The 21,490-nt window shown below is 62.8% G+C and carries 18 protein-coding genes; 12 read left to right on the plus strand and 6 right to left on the minus strand.

Going from position 1 to position 21,490, the window contains the following annotated elements; translation table 11 throughout:
* Positions 1 to 2,154 (minus strand): transketolase-like TK C-terminal-containing protein, encoded by a 2,154-nt coding sequence (locus ACIUM1_RS23260; protein WP_406814869.1) that lies wholly within the window; start codon positions 2,152 to 2,154, stop codon positions 1 to 3.
* A gap of 693 nt (positions 2,155 to 2,847) precedes the next feature.
* On the opposite strand from ACIUM1_RS23260, the gene ACIUM1_RS23265 reads away from it, so the two are divergent.
* From ACIUM1_RS23265 to ACIUM1_RS23290, 6 genes are all read left to right on the plus strand, one after another.
* Positions 2,848 to 3,777: a PDR/VanB family oxidoreductase gene (locus ACIUM1_RS23265; protein ID WP_406814870.1), complete on the plus strand. Its 930-nt coding sequence runs from the start codon at positions 2,848 to 2,850 to the stop codon at positions 3,775 to 3,777.
* Positions 3,778 to 3,816: 39 nt separating this feature from the next.
* Complete coding sequence (locus ACIUM1_RS23270) at positions 3,817 to 5,016, plus strand: cytochrome P450 (RefSeq protein WP_406814871.1); 1,200 nt, start codon at positions 3,817 to 3,819, stop codon at positions 5,014 to 5,016.
* 2 nt (positions 5,017 to 5,018) lie between these two features.
* On the plus strand, positions 5,019 to 5,213 hold the full coding sequence (locus ACIUM1_RS23275) for a ferredoxin (protein WP_083862977.1): 195 nt from the start codon (positions 5,019 to 5,021) through the stop codon (positions 5,211 to 5,213).
* Positions 5,214 to 5,316: 103 nt separating this feature from the next.
* Positions 5,317 to 5,970 carry a VOC family protein gene (locus tag ACIUM1_RS23280; protein WP_043954233.1) on the plus strand — a complete coding sequence of 218 codons (654 nt, stop codon included), beginning with the start codon at positions 5,317 to 5,319 and terminating at the stop codon, positions 5,968 to 5,970.
* Positions 5,967 to 6,209, plus strand: coding sequence for a hypothetical protein (locus ACIUM1_RS23285; protein ID WP_014711184.1), 243 nt, complete (start codon positions 5,967 to 5,969; stop codon positions 6,207 to 6,209). The genes ACIUM1_RS23280 and ACIUM1_RS23285 overlap by 4 nt, the downstream gene beginning before the upstream one ends.
* Positions 6,210 to 6,299: 90 nt before the next feature.
* Positions 6,300 to 7,718, plus strand: a complete 1,419-nt coding sequence (locus tag ACIUM1_RS23290) for an FAD-binding oxidoreductase (RefSeq protein WP_406814872.1) — start codon at positions 6,300 to 6,302, stop codon at positions 7,716 to 7,718.
* A gap of 488 nt (positions 7,719 to 8,206) precedes the next feature.
* Here the strand turns inward: ACIUM1_RS23290 and ACIUM1_RS23295 are convergent, their stop codons facing one another.
* The 4 genes from ACIUM1_RS23295 to ACIUM1_RS23310 form a co-directional block, all read right to left on the minus strand.
* Positions 8,207 to 10,186, minus strand: a complete 1,980-nt coding sequence (locus tag ACIUM1_RS23295; RefSeq protein WP_406814873.1) for a heme-binding protein — start codon at positions 10,184 to 10,186, stop codon at positions 8,207 to 8,209.
* 70 nt (positions 10,187 to 10,256) lie between these two features.
* Positions 10,257 to 11,246 (minus strand): fumarylacetoacetate hydrolase family protein, encoded by a 990-nt coding sequence (locus ACIUM1_RS23300; RefSeq protein ID WP_406814874.1) that lies wholly within the window; start codon positions 11,244 to 11,246, stop codon positions 10,257 to 10,259.
* A 40-nt stretch (positions 11,247 to 11,286) separates the two neighbouring features.
* On the minus strand, positions 11,287 to 12,168 hold the full coding sequence (locus ACIUM1_RS23305; protein WP_406814875.1) for an NAD(P)-dependent oxidoreductase: 882 nt from the start codon (positions 12,166 to 12,168) through the stop codon (positions 11,287 to 11,289).
* A gap of 48 nt (positions 12,169 to 12,216) precedes the next feature.
* Positions 12,217 to 13,185: a VOC family protein gene (locus tag ACIUM1_RS23310; protein WP_014711189.1), complete on the minus strand. Its 969-nt coding sequence runs from the start codon at positions 13,183 to 13,185 to the stop codon at positions 12,217 to 12,219.
* Between the two features lie 177 nt (positions 13,186 to 13,362).
* Here ACIUM1_RS23310 and ACIUM1_RS23315 point away from each other — a divergent pair, with 177 nt between their 5' ends.
* The 5 genes from ACIUM1_RS23315 to ACIUM1_RS23335 all read left to right on the plus strand — a co-directional run bounded on the left by ACIUM1_RS23315 (position 13,363) and on the right by ACIUM1_RS23335 (position 18,606).
* A complete protein-coding gene (locus ACIUM1_RS23315; RefSeq protein WP_406814876.1) occupies positions 13,363 to 14,559 on the plus strand; it encodes an acyl-CoA dehydrogenase family protein in 1,197 nt (398 codons plus the stop codon).
* A 115-nt stretch (positions 14,560 to 14,674) separates the two neighbouring features.
* Positions 14,675 to 15,064: an acyl-CoA thioesterase gene (locus tag ACIUM1_RS23320; RefSeq protein ID WP_406817830.1), complete on the plus strand. Its 390-nt coding sequence runs from the start codon at positions 14,675 to 14,677 to the stop codon at positions 15,062 to 15,064.
* Between the two features lie 22 nt (positions 15,065 to 15,086).
* Positions 15,087 to 16,379, plus strand: coding sequence for an alpha/beta hydrolase (locus tag ACIUM1_RS23325; RefSeq protein WP_406814877.1), 1,293 nt, complete (start codon positions 15,087 to 15,089; stop codon positions 16,377 to 16,379).
* On the plus strand, positions 16,376 to 18,073 hold the full coding sequence (locus tag ACIUM1_RS23330; protein WP_406814878.1) for an AMP-binding protein: 1,698 nt from the start codon (positions 16,376 to 16,378) through the stop codon (positions 18,071 to 18,073). The genes ACIUM1_RS23325 and ACIUM1_RS23330 overlap by 4 nt, the downstream gene beginning before the upstream one ends.
* The gene (locus ACIUM1_RS23335; protein ID WP_406814879.1) at positions 18,070 to 18,606 is read left to right on the plus strand and encodes a chromate resistance protein ChrB domain-containing protein; all 537 of its coding nucleotides are present in this window, start codon (positions 18,070 to 18,072) and stop codon (positions 18,604 to 18,606) included. The genes ACIUM1_RS23330 and ACIUM1_RS23335 overlap by 4 nt, the downstream gene beginning before the upstream one ends.
* 58 nt (positions 18,607 to 18,664) lie before the next feature.
* Here the strand turns inward: ACIUM1_RS23335 and ACIUM1_RS23340 are convergent, their stop codons facing one another.
* Positions 18,665 to 19,435: a TetR/AcrR family transcriptional regulator gene (locus tag ACIUM1_RS23340; protein WP_014711195.1), complete on the minus strand. Its 771-nt coding sequence runs from the start codon at positions 19,433 to 19,435 to the stop codon at positions 18,665 to 18,667.
* A gap of 256 nt (positions 19,436 to 19,691) precedes the next feature.
* On the opposite strand from ACIUM1_RS23340, the gene sucB reads away from it, so the two are divergent.
* Positions 19,692 to 21,320 (plus strand): 2-oxoglutarate dehydrogenase, E2 component, dihydrolipoamide succinyltransferase, encoded by a 1,629-nt coding sequence (gene sucB, locus ACIUM1_RS23345; RefSeq protein ID WP_406814880.1) that lies wholly within the window; start codon positions 19,692 to 19,694, stop codon positions 21,318 to 21,320.
* Positions 21,321 to 21,490 lie beyond the last annotated feature (170 nt).

A 21,490-nucleotide genomic window follows, 5' to 3' on the forward strand; every position in this document is an offset into this window, starting at 1 on the left:
TCAGTCCTGAAGGTCCAGAGCTGCCCGGACGATGCTGTCGGTATCGATGCCGTGGTAGCGATACACGGCGTCCAGAGACCCGACCTGTCCAAACGTGCTGACTCCCAAGGATTTTGTCGGCACCCGGTTGATCGTCGATAAAAATGCCAACGTGTGGGGGTGTCCATCCAGAACGGTCACCATAGGCGCAGCGCGTTGCGCGGGGAACACCTGGTCGACGATCCACGAGGGCGCATCGGCAAGACCTCGTCGGGCCTGAACGGCCTCGAAGAGCCGACTTGGGCACGTGACGACGATGACCTCGCAATGCACCCCGAGTTGCTCCAATCGGGCTGCGGCGTCAAGGGCTTCGGTCACGACGGCACCCATTGACACGATCGTCGCCTGAGGGTTGGAGCAGGCTCGAATGGTGTACGCGCCGGCCAGGACATGCTGGCGGCGACGTTCCCGCGCGGCCGGGTCGGTTGGTAAATCGGCGAGCTCCTGCTTGACCGGACGCGTCGAGAGGCGCAAGTAGGCGGATTCGCCGTCGGGGTGCCCCAATCGAGACAGGGCGTGCAACAACATCCACTCGACCTCGATGGCGAAAGCCGGCTCGTAGCTCTGGCAGCCCGGTTGCTCCAAACCGATCGATGGTGTCTTGATCGACTGGTGCGCGCCACCTTCGGCGGCCAAGGTCACACCGGAGGGTGTGCCGACGAGAATAGATTGCCCACCGGCGTAAATGCCGTAGGACCATGGCTCGAGCGCGCGCTCCACGAACGGGTCGTACAAGACACCGATTGGCAATAGCGGCTCTCCCCAACGGCTCCAGGTGGCGCCGAGTTCGCCGATGAGTCCGACGAGATTCGTCTCAGCGATGCCGAGCTCCATGTGTTGGCCGGTTGGTCTTTCGCGCCAATGCATGATGGTTTCCGCGTCGTCGGCGAACCAATCGAGCCGCTCGGCCGCCGACCACACGCCGACTTTGTTCAACCAGCCGGCCAGATTGGTGCTCGAGCTGACGTCGGGGCTGACGGTGACGACCCGGCGGGCGGCCTCGGGGGCCTCGCGGGTCAAGTCGAGCAGAGTACGCCCAAGGGCCGCCTGGGTGGTGGTGACGGCTAGCGGAGTACGTCCGATCTCTACGGGCAGTGCCGGCGGCGAATTGCGCTTGCCGATCGAGCGGCGTAACCGCCGAGCGGCGGCCTCGCAGATCTGGCCCTCTGGAGTGCCGGACGCAAACTTTGACCATGGGTGAGCAGCATCCTGGCCGGTGGCTGCCGCGAGTTGCTCGAACTGCTCCACGCTCAGTAGCGACGAGTGATTCTGCGGATGTCCTTGCGTGGGAAGGCCGAACCCCTTGATCGTGTAGGCGATGATGATCGTGGGGCGAGTGTCGTCGATCTGTGCGAACGCATTGCGCAGGGCGGTGAGGTCGTGCCCACCGAGGTTGCTGATGGCCGCGACGACGGTCTCGTCGTCGAGTGCGCCGATAAGTTGCGCGATCGCCGCCGAGCCGGGGCCGTCACCCGGCAGTCGGGCGCGCAACTCGTCAGCCGGACAGCGCAGCAGGCGCTGGTATTCGGGGTTGGCCATCTCGATGATGCGGGTTCTCAGCTCCGCACCGCCCGGGCGGGTGAACAGTTCTTCTAGCAGCGCACCGAATTTGACATTGATGACCTGCCAGCCGGCGGCGTCGAACATCGTCGCCAGTCTGCCGGCGGCTATGTTGGGAACGACGCGGTCCAGCGATTGACGATTCATGTCGACGATCCAGACGATTTCGCCCAGCTCTTGAACAGATGGATCCAGAATCGCTTCCCAGACCGCACCCTCGTCCAATTCGGCGTCTCCGACGAGAGAATACTGACGGCCGGTGCCGGTGCTGCCGAAGTTCGCGTCGACGTACCGGCGCGCGAAGGCCCCCCAGATGGGCGCGGTGGCGCCGATGCCGACTGATCCCGTCGAATAGTCGACGGGATCAGGATCCTTCGACCGGCTGGGATAGCTTTGCAGCCCACCGAAATCACGCAGCGTGGTCAGGTACTTCTCATCGAGCCAACCAAGCAGGTAGTTGATCGCGTGCAGGACCGGCGACGCGTGCGGCTTGACCGAGACCCGGTCACCTTCTCGGAGTTCCTCGAAGTAGAGCGCGGTCATTATCTCGACCATCGACGCGGATGAACTTTGGTGCCCGCCGACTTTCAGCCCGCTGGGGTTTGGCCGGACGTGGTTCGCGTGATGGACGATCGCAGTTGCCAGCCACCGCACGTGGTCGGCGATCCGCTGAAGGGGTTCGGTTGTTGATGTCGTGTGGTCATCAACTTGAGCAGTTGTCACGGGCGCTCCTGGCGGGCAAGTAGGGCAAGTTCATGCGGACGTGTCAGGCGATGCGCCCGGCAGCCGACGCCGCGGGTGGATCGGGGCCGGCCGGGGCCCGGTGGGCGCGTGCACGATGTGCGATGCAGGATCCGGCCCGCGTTCACAGCGTTCGTCGCAGTACGGTTCTCAGGCTCGAACAATCAGCACCTCTTGTCTGTTGTCACGCGCAATTGGCCGTTGGTGACGCCGGCCGCGGGTTTACAGTGTGCCTCGGCCCTGACTTTTTTGTCGAAAAATAATCATACTCGTAGAACGATCAAAGTTCGTGCGCGGTAGCGCGGAGACTGACCGGTATCGGCACCGATCACTCGAGCGACCCACGGCCACCTCCTGGCGGCCCCGTCGCTGTTCGAGGCCCGCACAGCCCGAATGCATTGCTACGGCAACGTCGAATAGTTTACTATCGCTTCAATGACTGTGACCCACACCTCACGGACCCCCACGGGTGCGGCCGCGCCACCCGGGGGCGAGGCCGTTGCAGAAATGACCGTCGAGAGCGTCGAGCACGCCGCTGCCGACGTCATCAAGCTCACCTTACGAGCCGAAGACAGCGGGCCGCTGCCAATCTGGACCCCGGGATCACATGTCGACGTGATCATCGACGAGGCAACCGTTCGCCAGTACTCACTGTGCGGAGACCCCGACGACGTTCGCCGATGGCAGATTGCGGTGCGTCGAGTGCCCGACGGCCGAGGGGGATCCATTCGACTGCACGACCAAGTGACTGAGGGGTCGGTGCTGACTGTCCGCGGCCCGCGGAATGGCTTTCCGCTCGTCAGCGACGCTCCACGGTATGTCTTTCTCGCCGGCGGCATAGGCATCACGCCGCTGCTACCCATGATGGCCGAGCTTGCGCGCCGGGGCGCGCACTGGCAGTTGCACTATGGCGGGCGGACACGCGCAGCGATGCCCTTTCTCGCCGAGCTCTCCACTTACGGAAACAGAGTCGTGAGCCGCCCTGAAGACGAAGAGGGACTGCTTGACCTCCAAGCTATATGTGCTGATCTAGAGCCGGGGACGGCGGTGTACTGCTGCGGCCCGGAGCCGATGATCGAAGCCACGGAGCAAATTTGCCAGACCCGAGACGACGTGACACTACATGTCGAACGCTTCGCCCCCAAGCAGAACACGATACTCGAGCCCGAGTCGGCATTCGAAGTCTATTGCAGTACTTCGGATCTCACCCTTACCGTGCCTCCCGGTAAATCCATTCTCGAAGTCGCCCAAGAAGCAGGACTCGAGCTGCTCAGCTCATGCATGGAAGGCACCTGCGGCACCTGCGAGGTAGACGTTCTCGAAGGCCTCCCAGACCATCGGGACTCGTTTCTCAGCCCTCAGGACCGCGCGTCGAACGAGTCGATGATGATCTGCGTATCACGCTGCCTCGGAACAAAACTGACTATCGATATCTGAACCCAGCGCCCCAGTAATTCGAGTGAAAGGCCATCCCCGTTGTCCGCGTCCCACGAAGACCTCATCGAGAAACTCCGCAATTTCTCCTCAGACGAGACCACCCCTGAACTCGCTTATGAACTGTTTGCGGAAGCCAGGGAAACCTGCCCTGTCGGTCGCAGTGACAAGCAAGGTGGCTTCCGGCTCCTGCTGAACTACGACGACGTCAAGGCTGTCCAGGGTGACTGGAAGACCTACGCATCGTCACCGAGCGTGACGCGCCCGTTCGCCGAACGCCCCGCCTTTCCACCGCTCGAGCAGGATCCGCCCGAACACACCTCATGGCGCGAGCTGTTCAGCCGGATATTGAACAACGAGACCGCCGCCCAGATCGAACCTCTTGTCCGGGCCGATGTCATCACACTGATCGACCGGCTGCGCGAGAGTGGCTCCTTCGATCTCGTCGCGGATTTCGCCGAGGAGTTGCCCTTGTTGGCGCTGTGTCACTTTCTCGGCTTCGACGCCGAGAAGCGGGATGCCGTTCGCGCAAAGGCACTAGAGATGGTGGGCAGCCTGGGCGACCAAGAGCTTGCGGGGGCCACTTTCATGGCCCTGGCTCAATTGGGTGTCGAAGAGGTCCTCGCGCGACGCGACCAGCCGCGCGACGACTTCCTCACCGAGTTGTCTACCGCCGAGATTGATGGCGAGTTGCTCAGTGTCGAGCAGATCGCCATGACCATGAGTAGTTTCCTGGTGGCCGGTCACGGCACCACCGTGGCGGCTCTGTCAAGTCTGCTGTGCGACGTTCTATCGGCACCCGAAGTGAAAGCTCGGCTCTCTGCCGACCACGACCTGATTCCCGTAGCCATCGAAGAGACACTGCGTCTCCACCCCCCCTTCTTCGGGTTATTCCGCCGTGCGGTCAAGCCGGCGACCATTGGTGACGCCGACATTGCCGAGAACGAGTCGGTGCTGTTGTGCTGGGCTGCGGCCAACCGTGATCCGAAGGTCTACGACGACCCCGATGCTTTTTCCCTGGACCGCAAGCAGTCTCGACGTAACAGGCACCTGACTTTCGGCTTCGGCATCCACGCCTGCCCCGGAGCGCCCATTGCCCGCATGCAGATGAAGGTGGCGCTCGAAGAGCTTCTGACGCGGGCCCCCGATATCGCCCTGGTCGATCCCGCGGCTGCGGTTTACGAGTTCCGCGGGACCGAAACCGCGGCGATCCCATCGCTTCCCGCGGTGTTCAAGTCGTGACCATGAAGGTGAGGATCGAGACCGGACTCTGTGAAGGCCACGGGCAGTGCGTAAGCGCAGCACCGCAGGTCTTCGACATGGCGGACTCCGACGAAATCGCACACGTCGTACTGGAAAGCCCCCCCGAGAGCATGCGAGGAGAAGTCGAATTCGCACAAAAGCTGTGCCCCACCAAAGCGGTCATCGTCGACGGATAAGCGCACACCGGGTTTTACGGATAAGACCAATAGTTGACGATGGTGTTGACGAGCGGTCCAGTGCCGCCTAGGCTGGACGACAGCAGCACCTGGATCGAGGAAGGTGGAACACGTGGCTGACAGCACGCCCACGGGGCTTGAGCACTTGGCGCGCGGCGTTGACCATGCGGCATTCCCGACGTTCGACCCCGCAGGCACCGTCCGCTTCTACCACGACATCTTGGGTTTTCCGATCGTGCACTCGGTCTGCGCAGTGGGCTGGGGTCCGGCGGACCACCCGGATTTCGTACACTTCTTCTTCGACATCGGCAAAGGCGATCGAATCGCGTTCTTCTATTACTTCGGGGTGGAGCGGTTCAGTCCCGACGGCGACGCGTACGCCACCCACGGCCCGGAAATTCCTGGGTTCTTCCGAGATTCCCGTCACTTGGCGATCCATGTGGATTCGGTTGACGTCCTCGAGGAATACCAACGCCGTATGCAGTCCAACGACTGGCGTGTCGAAATGCGGGTCAAGCACGAGACGATCGAGTCGATCTACACCCATGACCCCAACGGGTATCTCGTCGAATTCACCTATCCCACGAGGGCGACCACCGTTGCCGACGATGATGATGCCGAATTGACCGTGCGAGCTTTGCTCGATGTGGTGGCGTCGTCGGAAAAGCCTTCGCTGGCGGCGCTGTGGGCGCGCAAAGCCGAACTTATCCTGAAACACAGCGAGGATATCTCGCCGGCTGCGGAGCTCATTCGGTGATCCGCCTGTATGTGCTCAACGTGCCCGAATTCAAGCCCGTCATCGACGAGGGCAGCGCCGTCGCCGACCATGCGCGGGTGATCGGCCACTACGTCGAGATCAGCAGTGAAGGCTCGTTGATCATCGACCGAAAGAAAGCGCGTGCGCGACGCGCAGTCTGGTTCAGCGCGATCGGCGCACTGAGCAACGGCAAGGTGACCCAGTTCGACAGCGACCAGCTGCATATCCAGCCGGAGTGACGACCGGCGAGAAATCGATCTGACGAGAGAACAACTTGCACCTCGGCAGCTCTTTGGCAATCAACCGCGATTACATTTCGGAGGAGTGACATGTCGGTGCCTGTGTTGAAAGGCCTTTCCAACTTTCGGGGACCGGTATATACGCCCGGCGACGAAATGTTCGTGCGATCGCGCGCCATTTACAACACGCGGATGAGCGATCAACAGCCATTGGCTATCGCACGTGCTTTGGACGCCGACGACGTCATCGCCGCCGTGCGATTCGCTGCCGAGCAGGGCCGCGGTCTTGCGATCCGGGCCGGCGGGCACGGGGTGGACGGAAGCGCGATGCCCGACGATGCACTGGTAGTTGACCTCAGTGAGTTCAAGCAGATCTCCGTCGAACCCGACTCGCGTCGGGTGCGACTCGGCGCCGGTGTGCTACTGGGCGAGATGGATGGAGCGCTCGCCGAATATGGTCTAGTGGTGCCCGCCGGGACGGTGAGCACCACCGGGGTCGCCGGGCTCACAATCGGCGGAGGCGTGGGCTACAACATGCGCGCCCGCGGCGCGACGGTAGACAGCCTTCTCGCATGCGACATCGTCACGACCGACGGGCGCCTAGTACGTGCGAGCGCCGACGAGAACCCAGACTTGTTCTGGGCGGTTCGCGGTGGAGGCGGCAACTTCGGCGTGGTGGTCAACTTCGAGTTCCAGGCCCATCCCATACCGCAGATGGTGTCAGCCGGCATGATCCCGTTCTCGCTGGATCAGGCATCCGAGGTCCTCCAGTCTCTCCGCGAGTATATGCCCACGGCACCAAGGGAATTGGCGCTGATTGCTGCCCTCACCCAGTGTCCCCCCCTGCCGCCGGTGCCGGTCGAAGCACACGGCACTGACGTTCTGATGTTCGTCGTGGTGTTCACCGGTCCACAAAGCGACTCCGATCGGGTGATGGCACAACTGGCAAGTTTGGGTAGGCCGGCTACCGTTGCTGTGCAACCGGTTCCGTGGCCCGCAGCCAATTCGATGCTCGACGTTATCGCGCCATACGGGCGACGTGTGTACACCAAGGGCGGGTACCTGAGCGAGCTGTCCGACAGTGCGATCGACGCGACCATCAAGCACGCGGGGATCGCCCCTGCTCCCACGGCACCTCCGACGCCCAGCACCGTGCAGAACCTTTGGGCACTCGGCGGTGCGATCAGCGACGACTTCGAGGAAGATTCCTGCGCTTTCTCCCGAGAGGGCGCCACCTGGTTCTGGGAAGTGGCGACGCAATGGGATGACCCGTCCGACGACGCCACGTTCATGGCGTGGGCTGACGCCCTCGATGCTGAACTGCGGCCTGAGTTCAGGGATAACTGCTACATCAATCTCACAACCGACCTGGGCTCCGCGTGGCGCAAAGGTGCGTGGGGATCACCCGAGAAATATCGCCGCCTAGTCGATGCGAAGATCAAATGGGATCCGCAGAACATGCTGCGATACAACAAGAATATCGATCCGGCCCCAACTAGCGCCGTTTGACCGGCCTTTGATGGCCGTCGCTACAGATAAGGCCAACCCCCGCATCGACGCGTCACCGCCTGGTGGATGACGTGGCCAGTCATGGCTACCGGTCAGGGTCGGTGAACACTACGATCGGCGGCGGCTTGGACTCATGGGGTGATTGCAACACTTCGTAGTCAGGGGTGTTGATGACGGGCCAGCCTCAGCTGTTGTCGGTGCGACGTCGGCATTGGGAGTTGACCGCAGCCGGGGTACCTTCGAAGGGTGCCGGGGAGCGGCGGTGTGTCGGCGACGTGTAATAGCAAGTGGTTTCGCCGGTCTGGTGATGGGAATCCGCGATCGTCAGTACCCCACGGGCAGAAACGGCCGCGGTTGTCGGCTGAGGGCGGCAACCGCTCAGGCGCGTGTTCCCCGCATCGCTGAAACTTTACGAGCGGCCCAGCCCATGCGTCGCCGAGGAAAACGTACCCGATGCCTTGCGATGAGCCCGAGCTAGATCGACCCGGTTAAAGCGTTGCCAGGACGTCGAGCCCGGCCTGAGCGATCGCGACATCGTTTTCCGCCGACTCACCTCCGGCGGCGATCCCACCGACGATGGCGCCGTCGATGACGATCGGCAACCCGCCAGGCAACGCGACGAATGTTTGCGACGCCGTGGCGAGCTGGGCTGAGATTTCGGCCGGCACATCACCGGTGGGTAGGCCGCTGAACGCGGCAGTGCGTGCTTTTTTCGGCACGACTTCTACGGCGAGCGGGGTGGCGCCGTCCATCAGCACCCAGGCTCGCAACAGACCCGTAGCGTCCACGATGGCCACACCCGACGGCGCCTCGAGCTCGCGCGCCGCGTTGACCGCCGCCTTGAGCATCGCCAGCACCGATCCTTCGGGCAGCAGAGAATTGCTGTTGAATTTCGACACGGGACGGCTCCTTGCTCCTTCGAGTTGAATGAGGTCTGTTCGCCCAGCGACAATGCCGTCGGCGACGATGTCTTGGTGGTCTCGTCGAGCTCGGACGGCGACGACGCTGCCCGTTTCGATGCGGATGCGCTCGGCGACAGCTAACCGATCCATCACATCGGAGCGGGTATCGCCGCCGTGTAACGCGATAACGGTGGCGCCGGACTGCAAGTATTCGCGTGCCAGATCTAGATAGTCTTCGCCGTGCGGCCCCCAGGCATCCCCGGAGTTGACCTCGATCGTCGCGACGCCCGAAGCAGCGTCGTGTCCGGACGGCGGCGGCAATCTGCGGTCGTCAAGCTTGATCGCCTCGGTATGCAGCGGGAGATTCAAAACCCAGTCTGTCAAGTTGGAATCGGGTACATCGTCGACAGGAACGTCCGCGAAGTCCGCAATTGCGTTGGCCGCCAACGCCGGCTCTGTCTTAGCCAGGCTGTCCAGCGACACCACGCCGGCGCGACTGAGATAGGCCACTGCCACGCGCGATGGCGAAAGGTGCAGCCGCTGGGAAAAGGACTCCCACCAGAGTTGGCTGCGTGCCGCTCGCTCTTGCAGGCGCGCGACACTGGGCCGCCGACTGCGACTGAACCCGGCCAGGGCATCAGAGACGGGCTGGCCCTCAACGGTGTCCAGGTAGTCGACAAGGGCGATGGCACTTTCGAGGGCCACCTTGGTGCCCGAGCCCAGCGACGGGTGCACGGTCGCCACCGCGTCACCCAACAGCACGACATTGCGGTAGGACCAACGGTCACATGCCAACGTGGTGAAGTGCGTCCAACGTGAGCGGTTGCCGAAGAAGTGGCCGCCCTTGAGCAACGCGCCGAAGGCCTCGGACAGGTAGTTCAAAGCCTCCTCATCGGAAGAGGATTCCGATTCCCACGTGCGGTTGACGAACCCGGCGCGCTCCAGCGTGTCAACGCTGGCTTCGATGACGAACGTCGAAAGGCCGGGGGCATAGGGGTAGGCATGCGCCACAAAAGTCCCAGCAGACGTCTGCACCGGATGAAAGACTGTGCCGTCCAACTCGATGTCAGCGGCGCACCAGATGAAGGCTCCGCGGCCGTTGGACTGGTGGACGCCCAGCTGCGGCGCGAATCGTGCGCGGGTTGAGCTCGATAGCCCGTCGGCTCCGACGACGATGTCGGCTTCTTCCGTTAGATCGTCGACATGGACGCTCTTGCCGATGTTGACGTCGGCGCCGGCCTCTGCGGCACTTTCGAGCAGTATCCGGAGCAGTTCCGAACGCCTGATGGCACCGCTATGGAATTGCCCGAATTGCGTTGTGCCCTGGGGAAGGCGGAAGCTGGCGGAAGAGAAGGGGAAGGTAGCCGCCATCAAGCGATCAAAGACCACCGGATCGGCTACTTGCACGGCGTGCAACAGAGCCCTGGTCAGACCGACGCCGAATCCGAAAGTATCATCGGGCGGCAGCGTTTCGAAAACCTCGATCGTCCAGTCGGCGTGACGCGAGGCTGCTAATCTGGCGGTTAATGCGCCGGCGGGCCCACCGCCGATGATCTTTACGAGCATGGTGTCTCTATGCCTCCGTCAGAAGATTTGTGCAGGTGATGGGAAGAGGCTTCCGATCAAGCGAAGACCATCAGTCACCGGCGCCGATCACGTTGCGCAACGTGTCGACCCCATCGATCCGAACCTCAACGTGATCGCCGGCCTGCAGGAATGCGCCATTAACTCCGCCTTCGATCGCGGTGCCGGCGGGTGTCCCGGACAGAATCATGTCGCCAGCGCTCAGCGGAACGAATTCGCTGATATAGCTGGCGATTCGGCCAAACGGATGGGCCATCTGCGCGGTGCTGCCCGACTGTCGTAACTCGTCGTTGACATGACAGGTGATCGAAAGATTGTCGACGGGGGGGTAGTTGACGACCATCCAGGGCCCGCAGCTATTCCCGGTGCGGAAGTTCTTAGTCAACGACCAGGTCAAGGGTCCATGGTCAGTTTGTGCAGCGCCGAGGGCTGTGTCGCGGATACTGAAGTCGTTCCATGCTGTATATCCCCAGAAACGAGCGGATAGCTCGTCGCGCGCAGCGCTGCCGAGCACCACGGCCACTTCAGCTTCGTAGTCCAGGTATTTGGTTCCTGCCGGAGGTACGATCGTGTGGTTCGGTCCGACCACCGTGCCGGGAATCACGTAGAAGCCCCAGGGTGGCGCATCGTGGGCAGCTGAATTCGTCACGGACTCCGGCAGATTCAGCACTCCGGACATCTTCGAGGCGTGGGCCGGAAAGTTACCGCCCATTGCAAAGATCCGAGAGCCCGGATCGGGCAACGGGGGTTCGAGCTCCAACTCATTCAGGGGTGTCAGCGGGAGATCATGAGTACTGCTGTCCCAGCACCCAAAGGCATGCTCGGCAAGCAACCGAAGCGTCTCGCGCGCCTCGGTCCACCGCTCGATCATCGGCAGCCAGCTCTGCCGCTTGTCATCAAACAAAGCTTGAACCCCGTCGGCGATGTGGGGCTTCGCAGCGCGCAGCGTCTCGCCGGCTGCAGCGATGTCGAGTACCTCGAGGCGCCCATCGGCCTCGAGTATCAGGCCGGTGGCACCACCGTGTGCGCGGACGAGCCTCATCCTCGCTCGCCTCGATCGTCGGCGAACCGTCGGGAGGCGGTCATTGTTCGCCGTCACACAGAGCGCGGAACAGCGCCGCCGGCTCAGCGTTGCCGTGGCCTGCATCACTGAGCCGGTGATAGCGATCTGCGACGATCTGCGACAAATCAGTGGGAGCACCGATTTCTCGGGCGAACGCAATGACCTCGTCGACATCCTTCAATGTCATGTCGACGGTGACAAGTGTTGCGTCGAAGTTACCGGCGGCGATCATTGGGGCGCGGATCTGAAACTGCCCCGAGGTGGCGCCGGGGCTCGCCGAGATGAGTTCGGCGACCTGGCTGAGATCGAGACCGGCACGTTGGGCATACACCATCGCCTCGACGGCGGCCGTGACATGGATGGTCGCCAAGAACTGGGCGACGAACTTGATCTTCGAACCGTTGAATTCGGTCCCGACATAGGTGACCTTGGGGCACATGGCCTGCAGTACCGCTTCGTAACTGAGGTACGCGTCGCGGTCGCCGCTGGCATAGATCATCGCGATCTTCATAGCCACCATCGGTGGCGTACCGCTCACTGGCGCATCGATAAATTGAGAACGCCTGTCGATCAACAGCTTTCGCGCGCCTTGCTTGACATCCAAGGGCAGGGTGCTGCACTCGATGACGGTTGGGACTGCACTGGCTCGAAGAATTCCGTCTGGGCCGTCGATGACGTCCTGAAACGCCGCCGCGGACGGCATGCAGGTCACGATGACGTCGGCGGCTTCGGCCACGTCGCGGGGCGAGCCGTCGCCTGCAACAGCACCGCCGGCGGCAATCAATTCCTCGGATCGGCCGCGCTTGGTGGAGACGACATGAAACCCGTTGTCAAGCAACCCCTTTGCCAAGGGCAAGCCCAGCCGGCCCACGCCGATGAAACCCACTGTGAGCGCACTCATGTAAAACTCCTCTGATCAAGACCACGACGAAGACCCGCCGCGCCGGTATCAGCTGTCGGTGACTGCAAACGTCTCGTTGAGATCCGCTCCCAGCAACGCATCGGGTGGGGGCGGACCCATCAACTCGGCCGGGGGTGCGCCGGTGTTCCATTCATCGACGGCGTGTGAATCGGCGACCGTCCACGTGCGCGGCACGTAGGTCGGGTCGTGGAGGATGATCTCCTCTTCCACCGAGTATTCGAACCAGTAGCCCTCGGCGTCGCGGAAGTAAAGAGCGATGTTATGTCCCGGACCGTGCCGCAACGGGCCCCATTCAATGCGTACATCGTTGGCTTGCAGAGCTTCGGCGGTGGCGTAAAAAGAATCGACATTCTTCATGCTGAACTGCAAATGGTGCAGCGCAGTGGCCGGCGTCCTCACCAACACCACATCGTGATAGAGATAGCGGCCAGGGGAACGCATGAAGCCCATCACCTGTACTCCGCCAGGACCCATGATGCGGCTGGAGTACAGCTGACCGAGCGTGTCGAGCATGAACGCTTCCTCGGCCTCGAAATCCGCGGCTCCAAGTCCGAGATGATCCGCGACAACGGGTTCGGGCCCGCCGGTCTCAGGTGCCTCGATGAGATGGGCAACCGGAATCGCAGTGCTCACGCCTGTCGTCAACTCGAGACAGTGACCGGCCGGCGTCAAAACCCTGACCGCGGGCGCTCCCTCCCACCCGGCCGATTCAAGTTTGGATACCTTGGCGCCCGTCGCTTCCAAGCGGCTGACCGCTGCGTCCAGTGTCTTGGCATCGTGCACGAGATAGCTCACGTGGTGCAGACCGTGATCGTCGCCGGGTTTGTAGACCAGGGAGTATCGATCGACACCGTGCGCACTGAGATAGTGAGTACCGTCAGGATCGGCGTGGACGAGCGAGAATCCCATCCTTTCGGCCGCGAATGCCGCGGCCGTCTCCGGGTTTTTAGCGTTCAGTGCGATGTAGTTGACACGCTCGATGCCGATCGGTGACAACGCTGCCTCCTGATGTCGGGTTGGTTTCGCGACGCGGCTGCTTGTTCGGTGTTGCCACCAGCCGGCAGGTGTCAGCTTACGGTGACGCCGACTATTTGACAATAGCGTTGGGTGCCCCTAACGTGACTGGCATTACAGCGATTCTCGCGCACAAGAACATCGCCTGGGAGGAATTCTGTGTCCGCACTGACCACCACTGACGAGGCCCTGGAACCGGATACAGAGGAGCAGCTGATCGCCAAGGCTGCGGAGTTGTCCGCGCTGCTCGCCGAGCACGCCGACGAAGCGTCGCAACTGACCCGGCCAGCTGATACGGTCATCGAGGCGCTTCGTGACGCCGGCATGTTCAAGCTGACGACGCCTCGATCACGCGGCGGCTACCAGGTGTCGCTACCGACCTTCATCAGGATCGGCGAAGAGTTGGCGCGCGGGTGTGCATCTACGTCGTGGGTCACCAGCATCTACAACGGCGGCATCTATATGAGCTGCACCTTCCCGGACCGGGCGCTCGACGAGGTGTTCGCCGATGGTGCGCCATTGATGTGTTCGAACTTCACACCCTCAGGGCAGGCCATTCCCACCGATGGCGGCTATCGCATCACGGCCTCGTGGCGGTTCTGCAGCGGCCAGCATCACGCTGACTGGGGCCTGATGGCCTCGATGATCGTTCGCGACGGTCAAGATCCCGAGCCCGCCACGTTCATCATCCGACGCTCCGACATGGTGGCCGCTGACGACTGGCACGTCAGTGGTCTGCGCGGATCAGGATCCAACACGCTCTCGGTTGAGGATTTGTTCGTTCCTGAGCACATGGTGCAGCCCATCGCGGTTGCAGCCATGGCGGAGACCCGTTCTGAATCGCTGGCCTCCGATAGCTACTTCAAGGTGCCTCATATCCCGTTCTTTACTGCCGGAGCCACCGGTGCCCCACTCGGAATGGCGAGGGCGGCAATGGATTTGTTCGCATCCCGAATTCACAAGCGTGGTATCACGTACACGACTTACGCCAAGCAGTCCGACGCGGTGGTGACGCATCTGCAGATGGATGAAGCGATCATGAAGATCGACGAGGCGCGCTTCCATGCCGAGCGGGCCGTCGAGACCGCCTTGAAGGTCTCTGAGAACCTCGCCGATGTGGCGAGCCGGGTGCGAATCCGGTCGGATGCAGCCTGGTGCTTTCGCCGCAGCCGTGAGGCGATCGAGGTCATCCGCCAAGCCGCCGGCGCAAGCGCGCTGACCCTGTCGAATCCGATGGGCCGCATCGTGGATGACATCGAAGCGCTTACGGTGCACTCATTCCTCGTCTTCAGCACAAATGCCGAACTGCACGGCCGGGTCCGCTGCGGACTGGCGCCGGACGTGCCGTTCTTCTGATCTGTCGGGCCCACCGATAACCGCCGTCGCAGCGAGGAGCGAATTCCGCGTGTCTATGTCAGACCGGGCCCGTGATAGCTCGTCTCTGTTGACACGGAGCTCATTCCGAGTGGTGATGGCCGACACCGACGCGGCGCAGGTTATCTACTTCGGAGCCCCGCTGCTATGGGCCGAGCGGCTGGTTTCCACCTGGCTCGCCGACGTGGGCTGCGGAACCTTTGACGCGCTGGCCAATGGGTATGGTCTGCCCGCCGTGCGGTGCGAAATGGAATATGCGTCGGCGCTGCGGCTCGATGATCGAGTGCAGGCCACATTGTCGGTCGACACGCTCTCCGAGCGATCGGTCACCTTTCGTTCCGAATTCACCAAGGTCGGCGAAACGAACCCGGCGGTGATCGTGCGTGTGAAGCAGGTTCAGGCCGCTGCCGATGGGTCCGGTCTCCGATCGGTCCGCCTGCTTCCCAAATTAGCTGAAGCACTGAGCAATACGGCAACACCGACGTAATAGCAGCACTAGGTAGGGACAGATGACTCAAACCACCACCGGGCATGCGCCGGCACCGGCCGGCTATCAACCCTCGGGCAGGGGCCGTGCGGCGCTCGCGATCGACTTTTGGCCCGCACGCCTCCCCGATGGCGTATCCGCGCGTTCGGAAACCCTGATTACCTTCGACGGCGAAGTCACCCGTGGAACGCTGTATCAACCGCCTGCGCGCGCACGCACCGTGTTCTGCCTGATGCATCCACGTCAAGACCTTCGTCAACACCCGCTGATCCCCGAGTTGCTGAGATCGGGGAGCGCGGTATGGGCACAGGTGGGGCGTGATGTCGGCAACGATCTGCGGCTTGTGCACGAAAACGCGTTACTCGACGTGGCCGCTGCGATGGAGTGGCTGCGGCGGGAAGGCTTTGAACGCATCTTCCTGATCGGCCATTCGGGAGGCGGCGGCCTCTACTCGTTCTACGCCGAACAAGCAGAAGCGCAACCGGATTCGCGAATCTCACGTACCCCGGGCGGCGCGCCAACGAAGCTCGGGGATGCGCCGATGCCTGCACCCGACGGCCTGGTGCTCATCGCTCCGCATCCGGGCCAAGGCAAACTCCTGCAAGCGGCCATCGACCCATCGGTTACCGACGAAGCCGATCCTTTCTCGGTCGATCCGAGCCTGGATCCCTTCGATCCTGCCAATGGCTTTGGAACCGCTGAAGAGGGCGGCTCACAGTATTCGGAGGCTTTTGTTATCGCCTACCGGGACGCGCAGGCAGAGCGGGTTGCCCGCATCGACGCGCGGGCGCGCGAACTGATTGCCGAGCAGCTATCGGCCCGCAAGAAGATCAAGGCCGGTACCGCTACTCGCGCGGATAAGCGCCGCAGCATCCTCACCCCGGTCATCACCACCTACCGCACCGACGCGGACCTCCGCTGTACGGACCTGCGGCTGGACAAATCCGAGCGGCCCTACGGTTCGGTGATCAGCGCCAAGCCGTCAGTGTCAAATTACGGCGTCAACGGGTTCGGCCGGCTGACCACACCCGAGGCGTGGCTGTCGACATGGTCTGGTCTGTCGGCCAACGCATCGGTGGCCCGCTCCCTGGCGGGTGTATCCGTGCCAGTGCTCATCATCGAGTTCACCGGTGACTGCTCGGTGTTCCCCAGCGACATCAGCGAGGCGATGGCGAGCGCAGCGTCCGCTGACGTAACCCATCATCCGATTCGCGCCGACCACTTCGGTCGACCGCTCGCGGATGGTGAGCCTGACGGTATGCCGTTGGCGGGACACAAGATAACCACTTGGGTCAGCGAACGGGCTTCGCGATGATCGGGACCGAAGACGTGGACATCGCGGACAAGGTAACTCCCTATCCTGATTCGTTGGCTGCGCGCTATCGGGCAGCCGGGTTCTGGAGGTCTCGGACGCTGTGTCAGGAGTTGCAGGAGTCTGTCGAACGCTTTTCCGATCGGCTCGCTGTGGTCGATCCCGGTGTCAGCTTGACCTACGCCGAGCTGGGAGATCTCACCGATCGGATTGCGACCGGCTTGCTTCAGGCGGGTCTGAAGCCCGGCGAGCGTGTCTTGTTTCAGACGACCAATCACGTCTGGGCCGTGCTGGGCTGGTACGGCGTGCTGAAAGCCGGCCTCGTTCCGGTTGCGACGCTGGCCCAGCATCGTTGGCACGAAATCAGTGCGATCGCCGGGCAGTGTGCGCCGGCCGCGCACCTGTACGAGCCCGGGTTCGCCGGTCATGATTTGCGCAGCCTCGCAACAGAAATCGCACACGCACAACCGAGCCTGCGCATCAAGCTCACGGTCGGAACGACCGCACCTGCCGCGGACGAACTTTCGATCGAATCGCTGGCCGAAGCCAACGAATCTACGGCTCAGCAGCGACGTCTCACCATAGAGCAGGTGCAACGCCAACTCTCCCCGGAGAGTCTGGCGGTGCTACAACTCTCCGGCGGAACAACGAGTGTGCCCAAACTCATTCCGCGCCTGAGCACCGAGTACTGGTACAACGCCGCTCAGTGGGGCGACGCGATGAACATGGACTCGACCAGCGTTGCCGTGCATCTGCTTCCGTTGATCCACAATGCCGGCATCGTGTGTGCCCTTCACGCGGCACATTCAGTCGGGGCGTGTTTTGCCACCAGCCCGCCGGATACCGCGGCCTTCTTGCGGTTGGCGTCGACTGTAGCTATCACCCACATGCTGATGACGCGACCGATCGCGCGTGTCATCGAGGCTGATACACGGCTGCGGGCGGCCCTGGCGGAGCTGCGCACGGTCGCCTGGGCCGACCGCTCAGTGCCCAGCGCAGTGATCGACGAGTACGAGACCGGAGCGTGCAAGGTCGTCCAGATGTTCGGTATGGGCGAGGGCCTGTGCATGTTCTCCCCACGCGACGCATCGGCGGAGATCCGGCACGGTACACAGGGAACCCCAATCTCTCCCGGGGACGAGGTGCGGGTACTCGAACCCGGCAGTGAGCGACAGGTACCGCCGGGAACATCGGGGGAGCTGTGCGCCAGAGGTCCATACACCATTCGCGGTTATTTCGCTGCCCCGGAACGCAACGCCGAAGCCTTCACTTCCGACGGCTTCTACCGTACGGGCGACATCGTCACAGAGATTCTCGACGGCGACAAGTCTTACTACCGACTCGAGGACCGGATAAAGGACCTGATCAATCGCGGTGGCGAGAAGATCAATGCCGAAGAGGTCGAGCTGTTACTACTCCGGCACGAGGGGATCGAGCGTGCGGCACTGGTGGCGATGCCCGACTCGCGTTTAGGCGAGCGGGCCTGCGCCTTCGTAGTGTTACGTCAGGGATCCGAGGCCATCGAGCTCGAGACCGTAAAGCAATTCCTTTCGGATCAAGGCGTGGCAAAGTTCAAATGGCCTGAGCGCCTTGAGATCCGAACGGAACTCCCGCTGACCAATATCCACAAAGTCAATAAGGCGATTCTTCGCGAAGAGATCGCGACATTGCTCGCCGACGAGGGTAATCGTCGATGAAATGGGTCACGCGCCAGACGGTGCACCTCGATCGTGTCGCCTCACCGTGGCTCATCAAACGCTTCGTGGATCCGGAGGCGCAATTCCTCTTTGTCGATGCCGACGGGCCCTGGCCCGAAGACGCCACACCGTTCGCACTTCCGGGCGCAGCGTTGGGGATGCATGATCACGACGGCACGACTTTCGACAAGATTCTGCGCGCCTACAGCCTGCAATCACCGGTCCTGGCGGATATGGCCGCTGTCATTCGCGCGGGCGTGCACCACGTCCTGCAAGAAGATCAGGGCGATACCCCGGACTCGGTGATCCAACTCGGCGTTGCATGGGCTCTCTTATCGGAGGGCCTTATGCTTCAGCGCGGCGACGACCAAGCGATCATCGATGCGTCGATGGAGGCATACGACGCACTTTTCGCCGCGTTGTGGGCTCGTCGACTCGACGCCAGGAGCGGTCGAGAAATCTTCTGGGAACGTATGGCCTCGCTCAGATCGCAGTGGCAGCAGGAATCTCCACTGTCTTCCGGGCAAGCTTGACGGCCGGCCGATCACGAACCGCACCGGTGCTGGCGGCCCTTGCTCGGCCGGTAGGGGATCAGCGCTTCTTATCGGCATCGTCGAGCAAGCGCTCGAGGTAGGCGACATCCTGACGGAGCAGCGACAACGCGGCTCGCGGTCCAGTCGCCGCTGTCACCCGGTTCTCCGCCTGCAGCACGCTCGCCACCGCCATGTCGGCGACGTCGGTGGCGACCTGCTCAGCGCTGGCCGGGTCATCTTCGTGGAACCACCACGCTACCCAGTTGCACATACCGATCACGGCCAACGCGGCGATTCGCGGATTCACCGGGCGAAACTGGCCTGCGTCAATACCAGCTTGGATGACTTCGATGAGGTTGCGCAACATCTTGCGCTTGGTGGTCTCGTGAACCTTCGCCAGATCTTCGGGCAATTCGGCTTCGGAACGAGCCAGCAGTAAGAAGCGCGTGGGGTGCAGGGCACGGTTATGCGCCATCAGATAGGCGACCTCGGACAGTTTCTGCACAGGGTCGATCGTCTTATTGTTTGTCACCCGCAGGATCTGCGCCGTGTTTCCCGCCGTGATCTCGGTGACGAGCCTGGAGAGCAGATCTTCCTTGCTCTTGACGTAGTAGTAAAGAGCCGGACGGGTGATGCCCATGGCGTCGGCGATATCTTGGAGACTGGTGCCGGCGAAGCCGCGCTCGGCGAAAAGCTTGGCCGCGGTTTCGTACATCTGGTTTTCGACTAGCTCTTTGCGCATGCTGACCGCCGGCTGGGACTGCGCATTGCCGTCCCTGGTTGCCTCACGCGCCCCGGAACCCGACGCGGTCTCTGTCGCTTTCGCCATCGAACCATCTTAATTGGTGAAACGCTTAATCTTCGGAGATCCGGACGCGCGGTGCGCCAAAGGACCCCACGCCACGCTCGCGAAGACGCGCGGCACCCATCGGGTCATCCTGCGGGGCGGTGAACAGCCATTCGTCGGGTGTCTCCGAACCGCAAGCCGATGGCGCGCCCGTGATCGAATCAACGCTACAGTCAACTATCAGTCGTATGTGTAAACTCATGTCGTTCACAGCTGCTCTGACTCAAGGAGTCGCCACATGGCCATCACCGTCCAAATGCCGACGCTCGGCGAGAGCGTCACGGAAGGGACAGTGACCCGGTGGCTCAAGCAGCAGGGGGACACCGTCGCCCTCGATGAGCCTCTGCTGGAGGTGTCGACAGACAAAGTCGACACCGAAATACCCTCGCCGGCGGCCGGCGTGCTCACAGAGATCCTCGCGCGCGAGGATGAAACCGTCGCGGTGGGCAGCGATCTGGCGCTCATCGCCGAAGCTGATTCCGCACCCACCGAGGTAATGGTCGACAACCGGCCGCCGCCGACTCGTGTCGGTGCGCCGCCCGAAGCTGTCCGGGGGCCCGCTCCCGACAGGCAGTCCGGATCGGAACTCGACGCCGCAGAGCAGGCCCCCAGCGGGGACGCTGAGACGTTGTCGGTGACGATGCCCGAGCTGGGCGAGTCGATCACCGAGGGCACGGTGACTCGCTGGCTGAAGGACGTCGGCGACTACGTGGAAGTGAATGAGGCGCTCGTAGAAGTGTCCACCGACAAGGTCGATACGGAGATCCCGTCGCCGGCTGCGGGGACGCTGTTGGCCATCACCGCCGCTGCAGACCAGGTCGTCCCAGTCGGTGCCGAGCTGGGCAAGCTCGGCGCGGCTCGGACACTTTCATCCGCGCCACCGCGAGCATCAGAGGCGCCGCCACAATCCCAACGAGAAGCTCAGACGGCAGGAGAACCGGCGCCGCAGTTCGTAGCGGACGCGGAGCCCCGTGACGACCCCGCGCCCGGTGCAGAGCCGGCAGCCAGGGTCGCCCCCAAACCCGCCGCACCGCCCGCGCCGGCACCGGTGGACGGGCGCTCCACTGCCGGACACACGCACCCAGCAGACCGCAGTCACCAAACCTCACCGTCGCGTGCCCATGCGCCGGTGCGCGGCACGGTCCAGAAGGCCAGCAGGATCCGCCAGCTCACCGCCGCAAAGACCCACGAATCACTCTTGAGCACAGCGCAATTGACGCAGACCCACGAGGTCGACATGACGGCGATCGCGGCGCTTCGGGCGCGGGCAAAAAAATCCTTTGCCGAGCGGGAAGGAGTCAACTTGACGTTCCTTCCGTTCATTGCGACCGCCGCGATCGATGCGTTGAAAGCCCATCCCAACATCAATGCCAGCTATGACGAGGAGTCCAAAACCATTACCTACCATGACGCCGAACACCTTGGTTTCGCCGTCGATACGGCGAGAGGACTGCTGGCGCCTGTGGTGTCCAATGCCGGTGACCTCTCGCTTGGCGGGTTGGCGCGGGCAATCGTCGACGTTGCCGCGCGGGCGCGTTCTGGCGACCTGACTCCAAACGAATTGTCGGGCGGAACCTTCACCATCACCAACATCGGCAGTGAGGGTGGGCTGTTTGATACGCCGATCCTGGTGCAACCCCAGGCGGCGATCCTGGCCACCGGAGTGATCCGTAAGGAACCCAGGGTGGTGCTCGACGCGATCGGCAACGAGTCAATCGGCGTGCGGTCGGTCTGCTACCTGTCTATGACCTATGACCATCGACTGGTGGACGGCGCCGATGCCGGCCGTTTCTTGAGCACGATCAAGCGTCGCCTCGAGGCTGCGGATTTTGCCGCCGAACTTGATCTAGAGCGGGGGCGCGGGTGACGGCTTGGGACCTTACGGACTGAGTCATCACATCTTGCTCCACCGGGGGATCGCGCGCCGGCTTGATCGTCGACAATCTTTGCGCCGTCGACGTTTTCGCCGCCGATGCCGCGGCGTGAATTGATCACCCGGCTGGGCCGCAGCCCGGCCACCGAGCAGTTGAGCAACAA

The organism is Mycobacterium sp. M23085 (genome assembly GCF_045343915.1).
Lineage (GTDB): Bacteria > Actinomycetota > Actinomycetes > Mycobacteriales > Mycobacteriaceae > Mycobacterium.

Bases quoted from the DNA above. Each gene is read 5' to 3' on its own strand.
- ACIUM1_RS23265 (WP_406814870.1), top strand. From the start codon at position 2,848: ATGACCGTCGAGAGCGTCGAGCACGCCGCTGCCGACGTCATCAAGCTC.
- ACIUM1_RS23325 (WP_406814877.1), top strand. From the start codon at position 15,087: ATGACTCAAACCACCACCGGGCATGCGCCGGCACCGGCCGGCTATCAA.
- ACIUM1_RS23305 (WP_406814875.1), bottom strand. From the start codon at position 12,168: ATGAGTGCGCTCACAGTGGGTTTCATCGGCGTGGGCCGGCTGGGCTTG.
- ACIUM1_RS23260 (WP_406814869.1), bottom strand. From the start codon at position 2,154: ATGGTCGAGATAATGACCGCGCTCTACTTCGAGGAACTCCGAGAAGGT.
- ACIUM1_RS23340 (WP_014711195.1), bottom strand. From the start codon at position 19,435: ATGGCGAAAGCGACAGAGACCGCGTCGGGTTCCGGGGCGCGTGAGGCA.
- ACIUM1_RS23300 (WP_406814874.1), bottom strand. From the start codon at position 11,246: ATGAGGCTCGTCCGCGCACACGGTGGTGCCACCGGCCTGATACTCGAG.
- ACIUM1_RS23295 (WP_406814873.1), bottom strand. From the start codon at position 10,186: ATGCTCGTAAAGATCATCGGCGGTGGGCCCGCCGGCGCATTAACCGCC.
- ACIUM1_RS23290 (WP_406814872.1), top strand. From the start codon at position 6,300: ATGTCGGTGCCTGTGTTGAAAGGCCTTTCCAACTTTCGGGGACCGGTA.
- sucB (WP_406814880.1), top strand. From the start codon at position 19,692: ATGGCCATCACCGTCCAAATGCCGACGCTCGGCGAGAGCGTCACGGAA.
- ACIUM1_RS23320 (WP_406817830.1), top strand. From the start codon at position 14,675: ATGGCCGACACCGACGCGGCGCAGGTTATCTACTTCGGAGCCCCGCTG.
- ACIUM1_RS23275 (WP_083862977.1), top strand. From the start codon at position 5,019: ATGAAGGTGAGGATCGAGACCGGACTCTGTGAAGGCCACGGGCAGTGC.
- ACIUM1_RS23330 (WP_406814878.1), top strand. From the start codon at position 16,376: ATGATCGGGACCGAAGACGTGGACATCGCGGACAAGGTAACTCCCTAT.
- ACIUM1_RS23335 (WP_406814879.1), top strand. From the start codon at position 18,070: ATGAAATGGGTCACGCGCCAGACGGTGCACCTCGATCGTGTCGCCTCA.